Source organism: Pseudoalteromonas gelatinilytica (assembly GCF_001641615.1).
Lineage (GTDB): Bacteria > Pseudomonadota > Gammaproteobacteria > Enterobacterales > Alteromonadaceae > Pseudoalteromonas > Pseudoalteromonas gelatinilytica.
This window is the reverse complement of the sequence record NZ_LRRU01000019.1, coordinates 492,078-509,888: the sequence shown is the minus strand read 5'-3', so window position 1 is coordinate 509,888 and position 17,811 is coordinate 492,078. Positions and strand designations below refer to the sequence as shown.

Sequence of the window (17,811 nt, the reverse complement as noted above, 5' to 3'; positions counted from 1 at the left end):
TCATTTTTCGTACAACAGCAAAGATGATGAACACTTTTCGCTCAAAAATAATAAATAGTATTGGCAAAAATAAATTTAACGGTAGAACGAAGAAAAGTATTGAATTTTGATGAACTTACAAAGAATTTATAAAAAGTACACAAAAATCGTTAAAAAATTTTATTAAAAAAAATTTAAAAAAGTTTAGTACCCAAAACATACTAATACACCACCAAAAAGCTCAGATTTGATAATAAGCTTATAAACGACTTATCAGTAGCTTAAACAAAGCCATTTAATTTCACCACCAAAATGATCTTAGTAGTCATAGGCTTAAAGCCATAGCTGGCAAGGCTTCCCCCTCTTGCAGCAATCAAAAAACTCATTCAACATAATAAAAAAGCGACAACGTTAATTCATCCCAGATGAAGTAATAAAGACTTAATAAAATATGAAAAAAAACAACAAGAAGTTTAAGAAAAATAATATAAGCAGAATATTAGATAAAATTAGAAACCTATCTAAGATAACAAGTGAAAATGAGTCTGAGAAGCAAAGTGAAAGTGAGTGTATTAGCAAGTCGAAATTCGACAGTATTAAACCACCATATAGTGATAAAGATATTTTAATATTATCTGAATACGCTGTATCAATTAAATACCCGGAACCAGAACCAGGCCAACCCAAAAAAGATTATAGGAAATCTAAATATTGTAGCAAAAGCAAATTAAGGTTCATTTTTAACTTAAATGGAATCGTACAATTTTTTGCATACTACCCTGGCCATCGAAAGTTAAAAAAGCCTTTATTGGGTAACAATAAAACAATGACAGTCGCTGAAGCTGCAACTCTTAGCGCCATCATTTTTGATAATCAACTGTCTGGTCAAACGCTTGGAGAAGTTGCTGAAAAATTCATTGAAAGCCTCTCAATGAAACATGAAAATGATAAAAGAGTCATTTCTAAAAAAACTATCAAAACATATTCATCACAAATAAATGCCTTTGTGAATGTAATTGGCAGTTCTGCAAAGTTCTTAGATATAAGCCAAGAAGAAATAAAGTCTGCTTTTGACAAACTATATGAAGAAAAGAAAGCAAATTATACATATGATGTTTCTAATAGAGTTAAATCATTATTTGCTTTTGCTTCAGAAAAGCTAAATCTTAAAAATAAATCTATCAACGAAATTCGTACTAGCTATATTCCAGCACCTATCAAGTCTACTTTTAATGGGTATACCGATGGCGAGGGTATTTCAAAGCTCATGTATAGATTAGAAGAGGAGCCCAACACCCAAAAAAAGAACGCTGTACTTTTAATGGCTTTCACAGCTGTTAGGCCAGTTAACATAATTGAATTAAAAACAAGCTATCTAGATAACTTAAAGAACCCTAAATATATAACTTATCCAAAATCCACAATGACCAAAGAAGGAGCCATGAAGAACAAAGGACAATTCAAAATAAAGTTAACTCTGCAAATGACAAAAATAATCAAAAATCAGTTATCACTACATCCTGATAAGCCTAATGAGTACTTATTTTTCAGCTTTAAAGACTGTACTAAAGCGATGCCGTATAATTCTTTAAGGGAATACTTCATGTTGATTTGCCCTAATGACATCTATAAATCATCTCTGGAAGACCTTTATGTGAAAGGTACAGCTGGACCTTGCTTTACCTTACTTAGACAGCACGCTAAAACCAATGTTGTCAGATATCTAGTGAAAGAAGAAGGTTATTCACTCAGCAATGCGCAAATTGAGTCAAAACTAATACTTGGACATACAGGAAGAGAGCATGACCGTTCAGGAGAGCATTACGATAAAAACGATGAGCTTTATGATTTAAGAGCAGAAACGGCGTATAAATATTTTTTAATTAATGAAGCTATTATTCTGCAAGGTTTAGATGCATTTAAAAAAGGTAAACGTATTATTGAACCTGAATTACCTATAAAACTACCCGAACATTTAATCCCGTTCACTCAAAAAGAATGCACCACTTTAAGAATATAAAGTTCGTTCTGAGTTAATAAGATGAGATCTTTTGATTAAGGTCTCTTGTAGGAAGGATCAAACAGACACATAAGATGTTAAGCAAGGCGTTGCTTCTAGCTCATATTTGGACAGATGTCGATTAGAGTTGACACTGCGCTTAAAAATCCTAGATCTTAAGAAAAATTGAAATATATCTGTGGTAGCTATGATTTCAAATTAACTCAATGTCGGTGGTTTTAACCGAAGAGAAGACATTTCATAGTATTTGATCTCTCCACTATTTCGACAATAATATGCCTGAATGGCTATACTGTGTACCCTAATAGACATTCTCTTAATGAAAAACAATTATTAATATCAACCCGAACAACAACACAATATTTCTCAACTCTTGTTGCACTCATTAAAAGTTTAAAATAGGGTTAGTAAAGAAACTATCAAAGTGAGAGTATATTAATGAAAGGTCATTTCTCATCAAAAGAGTTTGATATCAAAGCAGCTCTCTGAATTGCAACTACAATCGTAATCATCCTTTCAATCTATACACATCAAGGCTCACATTAACGCATTTTGGGTTAACGGCGAGCTATATTTATAACTTGTCTATGGACAAAAACACGTTAGAGTATTTATTCTGTAACGCCTTGCTCACCGAAAAATTAGGAGCACAGCGAGTAATTTTTCGGTGTGGAGCAACCTGTTATACTTCAATTGTATCTATCCATGTAAAGCTCTGAATAGTTGCGCCAAATAGGAAGTAAGTTATCAAAATCTAATTTATCATTGGGGGTTTGAACCGTTAAACCGCCAAGACTCTTCTTGTCGTTAAGCACTTTGTTTTGGCTTTTCCAATGATTTTCAAGATGCTGTGACCTCTTTGGGATCGGATACCTTCCGTCCCAAATAATATATTCCGAAAGAACATTTAAAATTCCATTTTCTTCTTTGGACATTGTGAAGTTTGCGGTTTTTGCCAATGACACTAAGTCATGGGTAGCCCCGAAGCGAATACCTGCGCCTACGCAATGCGCCTTGAAAAGAAGTTCAAAGGACATTCCCATTAACATTTTGTACGTTGACCAGCAGTTTATCACTAACGCTTTTTCTTTTTGCATTGCTTCCCATAGAGTGCGAGCAGAGACTAAAAGATCATTTGACTTATTATGCCAATAAGCTGGTGTTTCTTCACGTAGTTCGAATTGCTTGTTGTAAATATTCATTTTTCAATTTCGCTTCAAAAGCTTGGCTCTAGCCTCGTGAAACTCCTCTTCTGAGATATGACCATTTTCTTTGAGGTTAGCCCATTTTGTTAATTCGTCAGCAACAGAGTATTGCTTCAATTTTTCTCCTTTTATTATGTCCACCTCTGAGTGACTTTTTGAGGCCTTGTCTGATTTGGGTTTTGTTGAAAATATCCCATTAACCTCTACCCACTCTCTATGTCTATTCAACGGAGAATAAAATAAAACCTGAATCATAATTAAATAAGCAAAAGAAATTCCAGCGAATGTTAACGAACCAAAGAACTCATCGTCGTAATACCAGCTTTGTTCAGGAGTGAAATACTTAATACCCCAATAAACAGAACTCAGAGCGCAGCCAATGAAAGCTATCCAAGTAAACCCCTTAAAGTTTTTGACCGCGGTATCAATGCTGGAGAAGTCTTGATTCTTCTTCATCATATATATGCCAAAGCCCAAAAATATGGCAGGAATAACGCCGACCAGAAGAACTATCGAAGGTGCGAATAAGAGTGAAAAAATAAGCAGCTTACTTTGGTCGCCACTACTCATAGGTTGATTTTGCAATGTACTCTCCTTTGAAATATAACATTTTAGTATTTATACGACACGCAGTTTGTGTTGCATAATCGCTTGTTGGACTGAGTCGCTACCTGCTCGGTGTGTCAGAGTTGGTGTTATTTATGCTATGGAAATTTGCTTTTTGGAGGCTCTCACTTTCCTAGTGTTAAGTAAGCTTTCCCTGCATTGCTCAGCGCTTATTATGTATTCATTACACCTAAGTTTATCTCGGTAAGCAACTATATTTTCATACGCACAGAAGCCACTAGGCAGAGGAATTCAGCAGGTGAACAGCAGTTATCTAGTTCTGTTTGTTCAACTTTCGTTGTTTTCTCCGGGCCGACCTATAGAGTAATGGCGTTAAATGGTAATGGGGCAGAAATGTTCCACCTCAAAGCCCGTACGGTTGCTCTCAACCAGACAATTTATTCGACTTCCTAAAGCACCATCAATGATGGTGACCTCACCCAGCAGTATGTCTTCTAATAGTAGACCAATAATTATAAATCTCGATCACAAACAATCTACCAACATTCAAAACTTACTGCTTTCAGAGTTTATAGTTTAAGCAAGAATTGAAGTTCTTGGTTTAAAACAACTGCGAAGGAAGAAACGCTATAAATCAATATATTATGTGCTAGAAGTAACTACCACCGTTTATAAAATCGCACCTCAAACATTACAGAAACTGTATTATTATGATATAAAATAATAAGAACAAAGGAGGATAGCTCAAATGGACCAAGTAAGCATGACGGCTGCAGCGGCAGCTTGCGCAATCATTATGATGATAACTAGCATGTTGCTTTATAACGTCAGCAGAAATGAACGTTATTTGTTTGATTGGATGATTGCGGCTATTTTATTTAGCATTTATGGCGTTATAGCCATTTGTTCTGCTTACCTTGAAACACACCAGCTCATATTTCCTGCAGCTCCTAATGCCTTATATATGGCTGGCTTTACTGCTATCTACAGCGGTGTTAGCCAACTTACACTCAAGCGTTCGCATTGGAAGTTGGTTGCCAGTGTCCTTGCAATTAGTTATTTGGTTCAGCTAATTCCAGCTGTTATACAGTCAGTTAACCTTCGGCTTTTAATTTTTTATCCATTCCTGATTTTTATAAACTCTTTAAGCTTTTACACATTATGGAAGCATAGAAAGCAAGAGGACAGAAATTCATTCATCTTATTGATGATCGTGTTATTCATTTTCACCCTCCAATTAATTATTAGGGGTGTTGTAATTGCTTTTGGTGAGAAACTTGAAATATTCGGTAGCGAATTTATTCAAACTTCAGGTACTTTGGCTTTGGTATGTTTGTTTTTTATGCTTACTATAAGTTTCGCATTTGTTTCATTTTGGAAAAAAGAAGCCCATTTACGTGCACTGGCAATAACAGACCATTTAACCGGCTGGCTTAATAGAACCGTTCTAAATAGTATCTCACAGAATATGAAAAGTGAGTGTCTTCGTAACGACAGTTGTCTCGGATTCATGTTGATTGACATAGATAACTTTAAAAGCATAAATGACAAGTATGGCCATTCAGTTGGAGACACAGTTATAAAGGAAGTATGCGATCGGGCTAAAAGTAATGTAAGAGCTTGTGATTATGCTTTCAGGCTAGGCGGTGAAGAGTTTTTAATTCTCATCAAGAACGCTGATAATAACCTTATGGAAAACTTGTCCAATCGAATTTTGAAGAAAATAAGTTGTACTGAAATAGATACAGGAAGCGACAGTCTAAAAGTAACTGTAAGCATTGGGTATTCTCTTTGTTCAAAAGCTGACAAGTCATGGGAGTGTGTTTTAGAGCGAGCTGACCAAGCTCTTTACCATTCGAAAGATTCTGGTAAAAACACATCAACAGATTTTAATATGATTCAGATTGCTTGATTACTATGTGATCGTGTCTTTTTCTAAGTATGCATTCACTTTTCGTTGTAAAAAATTAATCAATAACTATAAGTTATCACCTAACAAACATACGTATTTGCACAGTACAAATGAGGAGAATCTGTGTGAAGACATTTTGTTTAGAGCTCGTACTTGGGTTAGTTCAAGTCGGTGTGAATAGTATTTATTTGTTTATTTCACTTGCGATATTTTTGTGGGTTCTTGATTACCCCGAAACTTCTAGACTGGCGTCTGCTAACTTAATCGAAGGCTATGAGTACATTATTTTTGCATACATATGTGCTGACATTTTAAGTTTCATAGAATCAAAATTACGAGAGAAATACCTTTAATTCTAAGCGCCCTGTGGGCGCTTTTTTAAGTTCTGATATGACTTTTTATAAAACGATAAAAGCGCCTTAGAGGCGCTTTGCTGGACAAACATAGGAGGTTAGTAAAACCTTAGTAACACATACTCAAGCATCTTTTTCATGCTGGGTGTGTGCTTTTCTGCATAGATATAGTAGCCAGTGGCACCCATTACAAATTTGGTACAAAACAGGCTCATTACGATTAACCAAACGAGATTTTCTGTGGTCTTAAGCTGATAAAACGTAAATCCAACACCACTGAATAGAATCAGTGCGATAACAATCTCTATACGATTGCGATAGATAAATGAGTGTTTAAAACTCATCTATTCCACCGCAAGAAATATCTATCCCCCAATCAGTATCATCAAATACAGAGAAAGAATCACAGCTAGTTGTATCAGAAAAGTCACTGTTATCTGTGCCAAATACGTTGCCACCGATATCAACACAATTGCCATTATCAGCATCATTGATAGGTAAACCGGTTGCAGGATTAATCGATGTAGTCGTCATTTTTTAACCTCTTAGAGTGGGTGAGTTCTCTTTAAAAGTTAATGATTTTGTGATAAAAAACAAACTTGTTTGACTGCGAAGCTCAGCAACAAACAGTTTGGATTATCACTTTCTTCTTTTCTATTTATCTCACTATTCACAGAAAATATTACTTTGTTTTGTTACGAAGTAGACTTACTTTTTCGTCTGAAAGACATCAAATCCAGCCTAATTCGGAACGAAATTAGGCAATAAAAAGCGTCTCAGAATGAGACCAATAAGTCGCGTAATGTGCCGTAGGCGAAGCCGAAGAAACATGGAGCAGCGCGAATGTACAGCTGGTCTGTACTCACCGCGATGATGTTTCGCCATAGCGAAATTCGATTGAAATTTGGTACAAATTGAAAAGCGAACCACCTTTGCGATAGAAAAGTAAGCGATATGATGAAGGCGGAGAATGGGGCACCCATCGCCTGTTCATAAAGCGGCATTGTGGCGGTGAGTACAGAGCGTAGCTCGGTACATTCGCGCTATGGCTTAATACGCTAGAGCGGTAGCTCGTCGAGTCAGCTCGTTGCGGAGCAACATCAGAGATGACGGGCGTTTTAATCCATATGTTTGAACAACAACGTTGTGAAGACATCAGCTGAAAGCTGCCTGTTGTTGCGATAATCATCGCGACAACTCTGCCGGGCACGCGTACAAAGCATCCCGGTAGGAAAACCGGCAGATAATCGCTAAAAAGCGATAATTTGCAAGGTAGGTTGTTAATTAAAGATTCAAACTAACAACCAAGGTCTTTAAACATGACAAACATCCAAAACAACAATACCAGTAACCAACTTCAGCTCGCCTACCCTCGCTATTTTGATATTGATATGCGCTACTATGAAGGTGCAAACAATCATCAAAAGTTTAGCAATCGCCTGAGGCTCTCAACCCTCATTGCCATTCGATTTACTATCATCACACCAGGCCTTGTGAGTTGGCTTTATAGTATCTCACATCGATTAGCCTTGGAGCATTTAAATAGGCTCACCAGCGATGGCTTTTTAAAGCTCGTTAAAACACATCGTAGCCCCGATGGGCGCGTCTATGTTCCAACCTACAGTGCTGCAAAGTACGCTGAAGAAATAATGAATATTGATGTCTACTTCAGAGCCAATACCAACCCCGCCTTACAGTTTAACCATAACAACGTAATGCATAACCTAATTAACGCCTTCGTGATGCTAAGAGGCATTCACAATTATCATAGTGATGGCACCTACGCCCCAATGTGGCAAAGCTTTATAACTGAACCCGAATTCAAACGCGCCAATACAAGCACAGACACCCGAACAGTCGATGGTGCAGTTCGCTTATTAGATGGCTCAATTGCGGCCATAGAAGTCGAACACTCCTTTAAGAACAAAACAGCACGACAAGCCATTCTTTTAAAATACATAGCCTCACTAAAAAATGGCGACTATAACAAAGTGTTTTTATTCTCCCAGTCGCAGCAAATTTTTGACGACATAAAGCGCCTTCATGAACAATTATTCGAAGAAATGACAACGCGATTCGATAAGAAAACCCGCCACCCTCTCCTATCGCCTGAAGATGTCGAGCTACTGCAATCATCAATTATCTATCGAACCAAGTTATGTGATGAGATAAGCGAGAGGTTTTATAGAATTTAGATTTTGCTTACCCATACCAGTGGCGATAATAAGCACCCCATCAGAAGTATAAATTTTAGCAGAAAGAGGCAGTGAGGAAGGGTTCTAAATTGGACTTAACCGAATAATGTCGGGAAAAATAAGTTTAGGAGCCCTTTATGAATATCAAAGTTGGCATCTTTTGGTTTGCTGAAAACACATTAGTCTTTAAAGCTCAAAGTGCTATCGACTTAAAGCCAGATCAACTTGAATTTATTGATAGCACGCTGCAACACCAAGTTGAGTGGGAAGATAATAATATTTATCAATTGTTTGGTTTAATGCTAGACAACACTGACTACTACAACTTTCCCAGAGGTCGAGTTGTTTTTAATGTTGATCAAAATACCTCATACGTATATTTAGACAAAAGCTTGTTTAAAAAGCATATAGTTAAAAAGATAAAAACTAATTTTTCTTTACTAGATACAAACATATAATAGAAACTAACGATTCTAAGCATTTGAATTAACATTTTTTAATCATTAAAGCGAATGTTTTGTCATCTGAGTGTCCTTTTACAGGCCAATTAATTAGCCACTCTGGAGCGTTCAAAGCTTTTCCGTCGGATACTTTTGACTCGTAATTTTCAACAACACCACATGCAAAATCTTTGATATTTTCTTGTGGCAAATCGTCAGCAATGCCATCGGTACACATAAAGACAAAGTCATATAACGATGAATCATGAATTGAAACCTGCCAGTCTGAGGAATAGTGCCGCGAGTATAGTGATAAGGTAAGATTTGAAAATCCTTGGCTATTATCATGGTTTACTTCTAGATAAGCTTGATCTGAGCGACTTCCTAGGCAAATCAAACCATCACCTAACTTCCCTAGAAAGCAACTGCAACCCACCTGAATAGCAAACAAACAAGTAGCGCTGCAATCCTCTGCTCTTAGCGGTGATATGCGTCTCAACCACTCAGAATGAATGCGGCTAGTAAATCTGTCTTGATCAAAATCCTTATCGAAATCCCATTTTTCAGCTATTTCAATAACCGACTCGCAAGCGGCCTTAGAACCTACATCCGCATAAGGCTTGCTACCTAATCCGTCAGAAACAACTAAGACCGAGCCCCAGCTGTACTCTTTTCCCAACCAATAATCTTGATTAGGGATATTTTCTCTGATGTGTAATGGACCAATCACGCTTACTCCACCAGTGGCCCAGCAGCTAAGCATCATCAACAACTCCAGATATCGTGATGAGGTTTGCACCTGTATCCCCAGTTAAATAAAGCCGGAGAGCATACAAGATATCAGGTGTGTTTTTCATGGTGTCAGGTTTATTCAGCTCAAACTTTACACGTGATTTAACAGCACGAGCCTGTGCTAACTGCTTGTTTAATTTAGCTCCGTGATTAGTATTGATCTCTTCTACTATTTTAGTCACTGCATTGATGGTTTTACTTTCTAGTGAGAATATTTTACTGACCTCTGGCTCATCACTGTCTCTCAAACGTATTAACGCAAGTAAAAGTTCTAGTTTTCTGAGAAGTGAGTTCCAGCGAACTGGCTTAGCTTTGTCACCACTCTTCAAATCATCGTTATCAAACTGCAATGCATTTACTAGCGAATCCAATATGGGCTCTACCTGCTTCTGTTCAAAACCGAAGATAAACTTTGGTTCTCTCCATGCAGCGATAGATAGAATATCTAAGGCTTTTGAAGCTTTCAAACCTCTATTGCTTACCAATTTCAACAGAGTTTTCATTAGAGATTTCTGCCAATCAGCGTGAACACCACCCAACGCATAAGGTAATTGGTAAGGCAAACTCCCAAGCATATCCCCTTTGTCAATTTCAGCAATGAGCCTATTCGTCATTTCGATAGGCATATCTACATGCAGATAACACAAAAATTGCTGCAGCTCTCTTTCTATTTCGAAAGGTAAATCCTCTCTATGCAACCGACTAAATAACAACTGTGTCGCAGCCTCGACCGCCTGCTGTGCTAGAACCTTAAATTTCTGTGGTACTGATTCGTCCGATAAGTTGTTGCCATTGTTCCAAACAGTCAACATTGGGAAACGATAACTATTACTGAATACATATTTCGACTCTTTCGGCAACAAACCTGCCTCTGTAATCGAGCGTGCTTGCCAGTTACCTTTATTGCTTCGGACTATATCGAGTGATATCTCGTACCGGCATTCATCAAAGTCTTCGTAGTTGCTTTGATGAATGAAGATTTCTCCGTACCTTGGGTGCTGAAACTTGCAACAACGGCTTCCATTTCTATCTGTAAACCACTCTGAGCCTCGCGTATTAATAGTTATTCTTTTCCCATTATCACCAGAAAACACAAAATCCCTAATTGCTACAATTTTTTCAAATTCACGCTCCAACCAGTCTAGTAAATCCTGAGGATCCCTTTTCACACCATCAGAATAGTTTTTAAAGTCTTCCCATGCATATATTCGAGGATAGGTAGGGCTAGATACTTCGGCTTTCTTACCAGACGTGGTCCACCTAGCTTCAACTCTACGAAACTCAGCGTTCTTCCGCTCATTCGGTATAAATATGAGTTTATACGGTTGATCCGCTCCATAAGTATATGAGAGTTCCAATAAACATTCTGTATTCTTAGTTAGTGGAAAAGCCTGAGATTCCAAACGAATCGAATGTTTAGTTCTTTCCTTACTCGTACCTAAGAACAGAGGAAGTTCGTAATAGTTTTGCCCCGAAGAAAGAACAAACTTCTCATCCAACTCGATAGATACCTCTTTCCCTCTCACAGGTTGAATTGGTGGGACGTCTTTTACAAAAAAGAAATCGCGCTCAATACCATCGACAACTGTTCGAGTTGAAAGCTGTGGAAGGTGGTCTCGCCAAAGGATACCGCTATCAACAAAACGTATATTATTCTGGATAACATCTTCACAATCGACCAACAAACCTGAATTGTTCAACCAGGCCCCAGGTTCTAGCCACTTTGGCTTCTTCACTGTCCTAGTCAATGAGAGCATTCGTACACGATCAAAACTGACAGCGTGACGTCTAGACTCAGCAAGGAACTCACCCTTTATCAGTTGATTACTCTTCGCTATATCGGTCAATTTCTCCTTTAGAGACTTAGGCCAATCCAACCACTTTCCATCGTTAGAAACAATTGACAACCTACCGACTGCTTCAAAAACTTCATCGAAACTCAGCAATCCTTCAACGGCTGAAAACAGTTCTTTATTTAGACTTTTCTCAACTAGCTCCATACTTGAAGAGCCAGAAAGTCTGAGTGGTGGATGTCTCTCCCAAATCACACCTTTCATCTCTGGTAAGCGTTTCTTGTAACTGTCCTGTATTTTTGCGACCACCGGTATCATGTAGAGATTATCAGCACTACTATCAAGAATAAAAAACAGGTCACCGTCTCTAATGTCTGTTTTTTCGAACGATTTTCCTCTTTGCCATAAGAGTAATGATGCGATACTCATTGGTAGTGGTCTCGCATCTAAAAAAGCAAGATTCAAGCTTCTTCGAAGCTGTTCAGTTCCGAGCTCATTCAAATAATCCGGAACAAGATAAGTAAGTGGACGCGTACCTATCAAATCTTTTAAAGAGTGTACATAACTATCAATTGATACATTAAGCATTGAGTCATTGTTATCGTTCCATAGATGCTTACAGGTGATAGTCTCTGCATAATCGCCTAGCTGCAACGCTGAAGATAAACTGCAGTCTACGGGGTAGTTTTCATCCTGATGCTGCCAAAACTGTCTTAAGAAACGCAACGGAGCAACATGAGTCTTCTTGCCTGCAATTTTAACCCTAGTGTTAAGTGAGCCTATTTCGACAGTAACCGGATCATGCTCAACAAATTTATTGAAGGTAGTTTGTTGCAAGCTATTTGGTTCGTGCCCCACCAGCAACCGGTTTACTTCCACCACTAATCTATCTACCTTATGGAAACCTTTCATATAGCTTGCCAATGCCGTTCCTGAATGGTCTACAATATCAATAGTCCGAGCCGTCATTTTGAGCTGTAGGCGTTTTTTCCCCAGTTGAACTCTAACTAAATTGTTATCTAATCGAATAATAAGCTTTTGTGGTGGCTGACCAGTTAGATACACACGACCTTCTATCAGTACTACTGTCGTAATCTCAAGTTGATCATACTGAAATAGTGTAGGCTGCTCGACTAACTTAACTTCCTTGTGTTGTGACAAATAGGCAAGTATCTTCCAGAAGATATAAGTAGATAACTGTTGATCGCTGTTTTTATTATCCAATAACAAGGTCTCATCCAGTTTCCTCAGCTCTTGCCAAGAGCTCCAAACTTTTCGATAGTGCTTATCTTGCAATAAAACATTATTTGGTGAAAGCGAACGCCAATAACCAATACCTTTTACTTCTGGTTGAGCTAACCAGTACTGAATACGCGACAGCAGTTCTTCATAAAGAGGCCGCTCAGCTACCAAGCTCTGAGTCTCTATTCTTGCTAAGAAAACCCTCTCGACTCTTAAGAGGAAATGTTTAAACAGCCGGTTTTCTGACGTGTCTAAAGATGTGTTTTTCACGACAGCCAGGATTTTTGAAGAAGATGCCATTTTCTCCCTCATGTTTCGCCCCGGCTGACGACTCAACCACTGAATACTTTTACTGTCTACATGCTTCACTTTAGGAACTGGCACGAAGCTATGCTCTCGTACCATTTTTTCCCTAGGATTAAATAGAATCTCGTTAACTGCAAGGTCAACTTGTTGGATGATTTTTGAGAATCGATCGTTAAGTTGCGATAGCTCTTTCTCTTCCCCACTACCTGATGCGATGCTTTGCAACACCGAACTCAGGTTACTTGACTCAGGCAGACTCGTCAGAGGGTCAAACGTGCAAAGCCCATTAAACCAATCCCGAAGGCGCAAAATTTGTTCTGCATCTCCGCGGATATTCTGGTCATCTAAAGCGTAGTAAAGATCCTCAAACTCTCTCCAGTCTAAGCACGTTAACTCACTCATCAGCAGAGCCTTCTAACTCTTCGGTTGGCAGCTCTTCCAGCTCTGAAAATGCTTCATCATTGTTCAAATACTCCGCACTACTCCACATGAACTGGCCATGACCAAACTGACACGCGCGTTCAAAATCTTCAACAATTGAGAAATCATTATCTGTCAGCAATTGTTTAATAGGATCTAAACAGTTTATTTTTCCGTAACCTCTGGTTTCGACTCCCCTAAGTTTCGGCATTACCTTCTGTACAAGTTGATCCTCAAACGCAATCTTAAGCCACTTATTTAACTTGCTTGTATCCTCGGTATTTGTGTCAATTAAGTTTTTTACCATTGGGTAGTTTGCCATATAAAATTCAATTGATTGCCAGACACGATGGCCAAGAGCAAGACCGACAGAAGACAGGCAACTATTTATTTTTTCTACCATTAACTTGTATTTCTTGAGCTCTTTATCTGGAACCTCTTGGCTAGAAATACTTACCCAATTACGCCATTCCTTATAATGAAGCATTGGCTCAGGATCTGGCAAAACATCCAACGTCTGTCGACTATGAAGCTCCTTTGGTCTAGGGAAATGAATTGCGATTCCTCGGTCAATAACTTTGTCAGACAGAGATTTGGTTGTCTCGTCCTGATTCATAGTACCGGCCCAAAGAACATTCCTCTCAAGTGGTAGCTGGTATATTCCGTCTTTCGCACCCAGCTTAATATCAAGACAAGGGGTATCTCCCCGCTTTTTGCCCCGGCGCTGCTCCAACTTACTCAAGAACTCGGCAAAATATAACTCGACGTGTGCAAGGTTCATTTCATCAAGTAGGAGCAAGTTAACGCCATATTTCAAGCCTGGATACTCATTACTACATTCCTTTTGACTTTGTAGTAAAAACCTCAGTGCAGGTTCAGCGTCAAACCGATCGTCAATGGAGTTAAAGTAACCCAGCATTGATTCTTGGCTATCCCAGTTTGGCTGCACAGGTAGAGACAAGAAACTAATTCCACCAAAGTGAGAATAAAGCCTTGGTAGTTCTGACTTACCTGTACCACTAACCCCAGCAAGTACTGTTATTGGTGACCATTCAGCAACCTTTAAAGCGGTATGAAATGCAAACAGTATTCTACGATTGAACTTAAGGCCATACTCATCACAACGCTTATAAATAACATCAAGCCAGTCCATTTCATTTCGTAGCTTCGACTTATCAAAAACAATCAGCTGCTGTTTCTGCTCCTCATTTAGGCTAACAACAGGCGTGTTAATCTGTTCGAGACGTACTTCTCGGCTCACTTCATTCACTGCTGTAGGAGCTAATCGGTCCAGTTCCTGCTGGAGTTCTGAGTTTACCCTCTCTAGAGCATCTCTTCTTACTTCCAGAGATTCATACTTTCTTTGCCACATCTCTGCTTCGAAGCTACTATCTTCAAGCTCTTTGATTTGCCTCTTGAGAGCATCACGCTCGTATATCAAAGCTTCATTGCTGGACTCGAGCAGTCCCTTTTCTAACTTTGCTTGCTCAAACAACTGCTGAACCTGTTGCTCAGGTCTTCTTGTCAGTTCTTCTTTAAGGGTAACAATCTCTTCTTTATAAGCAGCTAACTCAAACAGCACTTTTTCCGGAGATTCACCATTTAGCTTCTGTTTAAGTTCCTGGTAGAGGCTAAGCTCTCTATTAGAGCTATCAAGACTTGCGCGCAGCCTGTCGCATTCCTCTTTCATACGCAGCTCTTCTGAAGAAAACCCTGCCTGCCTTTCCTGGACTGCTTTTGCTATTTTCAGCTCAAACTGCGCATAATCTTCATTCAACTTTTCTTTCTTCTCATTATATAGCTTTTGCTGAAAATCAAGTTGCTCTTCTCTGGACTGAAGATCTGCTTCTCTAGCATTATTGTCACTCACTTTCGCATTGATAGCGCTTGTTCTTTCGGCTAACTGCTTTTCTGCCTCCAGGCGAGTTCCTTCTAGCTCTTGTACCAACTTCTGCTTTGATAGCTGATGCTGTTTCTCTAGCTCTCTAAACAGCTCTTCTTTTCTAGCTTCAGCTTCTTCATCTACCTGGTTGTTAGCCTTTTGGCGAAGTTCCAATAAACTATTCTGAAACTCTTTTCTCTCTGCTGCGAAGTCAGATTGACACTTTACTTCCAGCCGTTTTAATTCCGACTCTTTAACTGCGAGTTCTGCTTTTTCTGTTTCAAACTGTTTTAACTGCTCTGAGAAACTTGCTCTTTGTTTCTCTAGCAATTTTTTTGCTGCGCTCAACTCTTTGGCTACAAGTCCGGGAAGTCCCGCCTCTATTTGCACTTGCTGAGAAGAAAGTTCTTGCTCTTTTGCTCTCAATCGAACAGTTTCATCTGTCAGTAATCGTTCTTTTTTATTTAGTTCAGCTTCTAAAGACTCCAGCTCTTTTGCATAACTGTTGAGATGGTTTTCCTTAGCTTCTAGCTCAGTGTGCAAAGCCTGTAGTTGCTCTTTATCCTGCAACGTATCACTGTTTGGGTTTTGTTTCTTAGTGTTTGAATTTGGTTTGCTCTTAACCATTTTAAACCTATCCATATTCTTAGCTGACATTATCTATCTCTATAAATTTTCTGATAATTTGATACATTTCTTGTCTTAGGGTAACAAGAGCACCACCTTCGACATAACTTGGCCTATTTCCATGACCTCTATGCCGAATCATCTCACCGATTTTCCCAAGACACTCTGGTACTGATTTAGCGATGAAACTAAGTTGACTATGGTTATCCAACACTAACCAGGCCAACATTTCTGCACCGATAGTAGTATTAATCCCCCTACATGCTGCTTCAGCTCTCCTAAGGTTCACAGTTTGAATACCTTCTGGAAGTTGTCCTTTAGGCAAACGAAAGCCTGCTTTTGATGCGCTCTCTTGAGCTTTTACCTTAACTTCTTTTCCCGTAAGCTCAGAGATATCCAGATCAGAAATGCGCTGGAAGACCCTTGTTTGAACAATCCCTAATATCGCTGTTGCCCATGGCTGTATATCCACCATTTGCCTTTTATGAGATGAGTCCATAAGCTTGGCATATATAAGCTCGCTTCGGATCAACTCCGATTTAATTGCTTCATCCATTCGCTGCATGGCTAGTAAACCGAACTCATCATCTAAAAGAACAGAAATTTCAAAACGCTGCTTTTCTGCTTGGCTTAAGTTATCTTTCGCTCTAGTTTCTTTTGGCAATGCATGTGATGTACCTGGAAGTAAAGCCGTAATCAGTCGGTACGTAGCCCGCCGGGCTGCCTTTAGTTCCTTTTGCCTTATCTCAAAGGATTTCCCATGCTGGAGTGGGTCTCGAAGCTCTTTTAACTTTGAGAGCATGATTAGCAAATCAATATGCTCTCGCCCCAGCTTACGCAATGGATGCAAAGGATTAATATGTGCAGACAATATTGCCATCACTACCTCAGGTTGCATCTCAGGCTCTTCAATACCGATTCGTTTTAGTTTACCAATAGAAACAAACAAAAATTTTTTCGTAAGCTTGTCAAACTGAAAACCTAAACGTCTTGCATAGTCATGAATTAGTTCTGCATTACTTCGATCCGTTCCCTGTTGAAAATAGTTCTTCCAATCAGACACAGGCCAGTCAGTATTTACAATAGCGAAGGTCATCTCCAAAGCAGAGTACAACTTCTTAATTAGTTTATTTTGCTTTGATTCAATCTGTTTTTGAGTAAACGTTGAAGTAGGATTAAGCATCGCTTCAGTATAGCTTTCCTCTGCCGAATCTAGATATCTAGTAAGTCTCGGATATCTGGAGGAACCTGTACTTCTATGAATAATGGGCTCAACCTCCGTATTACCCAGCTCAGTTACCTGGGCACAACTTTTCCAGTGTTTAAGCCATTTGGGTTCTAAGCTAACAATAGCCTCACTGAATTGCTGACTGAATCCTAACCCAAACCCATCAGTAACCAAGAACTCATCACTTCCTTCTTGAAGAAGCAGTTGAGTATGTAAGTAGACATTTTCATATTCTGCTTCAACAGTAATAGATGCAACATCGAATGAGAAGTGCCGTTGATCTATAGGATCCCCTGAAAGAAAGCGGCTGATTGACCTTCTTTTTCGGTATCTTTGGATAACGTTACTTACCTGACTTGATGTCGGAGGACCTTGAGATATAAGTCCTTTGGGTGGTAGACGGGTAGCGTTAACTTCATATCCTTGGCCGGCAGAACCAAGGTGAATAGTCCAAGCATCTTTACCCTCAGAGGAAGACACATGCTCGTACTCTCTCTTTCTTGTAATTATTGGCAAAAGAGTATTAGAAATACTATCAACATAAATGTGTGCCGCTACTGTTTGAGATTCAGCGTCAGTGTTATCTCTAACGTTATCTAAAGCCTCAAATTTATTTATACCTGTGGCAGTTAACTTCCTTCTTTCATCAAGCAGGCCAAGTTGTTCTAGGCGTGAACAGATAAACTGTACCAATTCCTTATCAAAACCAGTCTTCGATGAGAGCTGAGCTACATCATTGATATAATTTGCGCATAGCCTAAGTATTAAAACCTCAAACGGATTCAAGTCTCTATCTAAAGGAGCTTGCATCGATACTGAGTACATTCGGCACGGCCAAAGCAAATGTTTC

12 protein-coding genes are annotated in these 17,811 nt (G+C 38.9%); 4 read left to right on the top strand and 8 right to left on the bottom strand.

The genetic code is table 11. The features are described 5' to 3' along the window. The first annotated feature begins 430 nt into the window (after nt 1–430). On the top strand, nt 431–1,999 hold the full coding sequence (locus NH153_RS12565) for a site-specific integrase (RefSeq protein WP_063704348.1): 1,569 nt from the start codon (nt 431–433) through the stop codon (nt 1,997–1,999). Nucleotides 2,000–2,688: 689 nt separating this feature from the next. Here NH153_RS12565 and NH153_RS12560 read toward each other — a convergent pair. Together NH153_RS12560 and NH153_RS12555 are read right to left on the bottom strand one after the other, a co-directional pair. Continuing rightward, nucleotides 2,689–3,201, bottom strand: a complete 513-nt coding sequence (locus tag NH153_RS12560; RefSeq protein WP_063704345.1) for a hypothetical protein — start codon at nt 3,199–3,201, stop codon at nt 2,689–2,691. A 3-nt stretch (nt 3,202–3,204) separates the two neighbouring features. Continuing rightward, nucleotides 3,205–3,789, bottom strand: coding sequence for an SHOCT domain-containing protein (locus NH153_RS12555; RefSeq protein ID WP_063704342.1), 585 nt, complete (start codon nt 3,787–3,789; stop codon nt 3,205–3,207). Between the two features lie 730 nt (nt 3,790–4,519). Here NH153_RS12555 and NH153_RS12550 point away from each other — a divergent pair. Beyond that, entirely contained in the window at nt 4,520–5,683 is a 1,164-nt protein-coding gene (locus NH153_RS12550) for a GGDEF domain-containing protein (protein ID WP_063704340.1), read from the top strand. A gap of 451 nt (nt 5,684–6,134) precedes the next feature. Here the strand turns inward: NH153_RS12550 and NH153_RS12540 are convergent, their stop codons facing one another. Both NH153_RS12540 and NH153_RS12535 read right to left on the bottom strand, forming a co-directional pair. Next, nucleotides 6,135–6,380, bottom strand: a complete 246-nt coding sequence (locus tag NH153_RS12540) for a hypothetical protein (protein ID WP_063704335.1) — start codon at nt 6,378–6,380, stop codon at nt 6,135–6,137. Further along, entirely contained in the window at nt 6,370–6,570 is a 201-nt protein-coding gene (locus NH153_RS12535; RefSeq protein ID WP_055022470.1) for a hypothetical protein, read from the bottom strand. The genes NH153_RS12540 and NH153_RS12535 overlap by 11 nt, the downstream gene beginning before the upstream one ends. A gap of 785 nt (nt 6,571–7,355) precedes the next feature. On the opposite strand from NH153_RS12535, the gene NH153_RS12530 reads away from it, so the two are divergent. Both NH153_RS12530 and NH153_RS12525 read left to right on the top strand, forming a co-directional pair. After that, complete coding sequence (locus NH153_RS12530) at nt 7,356–8,231, top strand: hypothetical protein (protein WP_063704333.1); 876 nt, start codon at nt 7,356–7,358, stop codon at nt 8,229–8,231. A 137-nt stretch (nt 8,232–8,368) separates the two neighbouring features. Further along, complete coding sequence (locus NH153_RS12525; RefSeq protein WP_063704330.1) at nt 8,369–8,689, top strand: hypothetical protein; 321 nt, start codon at nt 8,369–8,371, stop codon at nt 8,687–8,689. A 28-nt stretch (nt 8,690–8,717) separates the two neighbouring features. Here NH153_RS12525 and NH153_RS12520 read toward each other — a convergent pair whose 3' ends face one another. The 4 genes from NH153_RS12520 to NH153_RS12505 are packed head-to-tail and all read right to left on the bottom strand — an operon-like array spanning nt 8,718 to nt 17,786. Next, nucleotides 8,718–9,401, bottom strand: a complete 684-nt coding sequence (locus NH153_RS12520) for a PP2C family serine/threonine-protein phosphatase (protein ID WP_167350245.1) — start codon at nt 9,399–9,401, stop codon at nt 8,718–8,720. 25 nt (nt 9,402–9,426) lie between these two features. Continuing rightward, nucleotides 9,427–13,206 (bottom strand): DUF2357 domain-containing protein, encoded by a 3,780-nt coding sequence (locus tag NH153_RS12515; protein WP_063704326.1) that lies wholly within the window; start codon nt 13,204–13,206, stop codon nt 9,427–9,429. Next, on the bottom strand, nt 13,199–15,763 hold the full coding sequence (locus tag NH153_RS12510) for a DUF8727 domain-containing protein (protein ID WP_063704324.1): 2,565 nt from the start codon (nt 15,761–15,763) through the stop codon (nt 13,199–13,201). The genes NH153_RS12515 and NH153_RS12510 overlap by 8 nt, the downstream gene beginning before the upstream one ends. After that, on the bottom strand, nt 15,753–17,786 hold the full coding sequence (locus tag NH153_RS12505) for a hypothetical protein (RefSeq protein ID WP_156503637.1): 2,034 nt from the start codon (nt 17,784–17,786) through the stop codon (nt 15,753–15,755). Before NH153_RS12505 ends, NH153_RS12510 begins: the two co-directional genes overlap by 11 nt. Nucleotides 17,787–17,811: the final 25 nt, after the last annotated feature.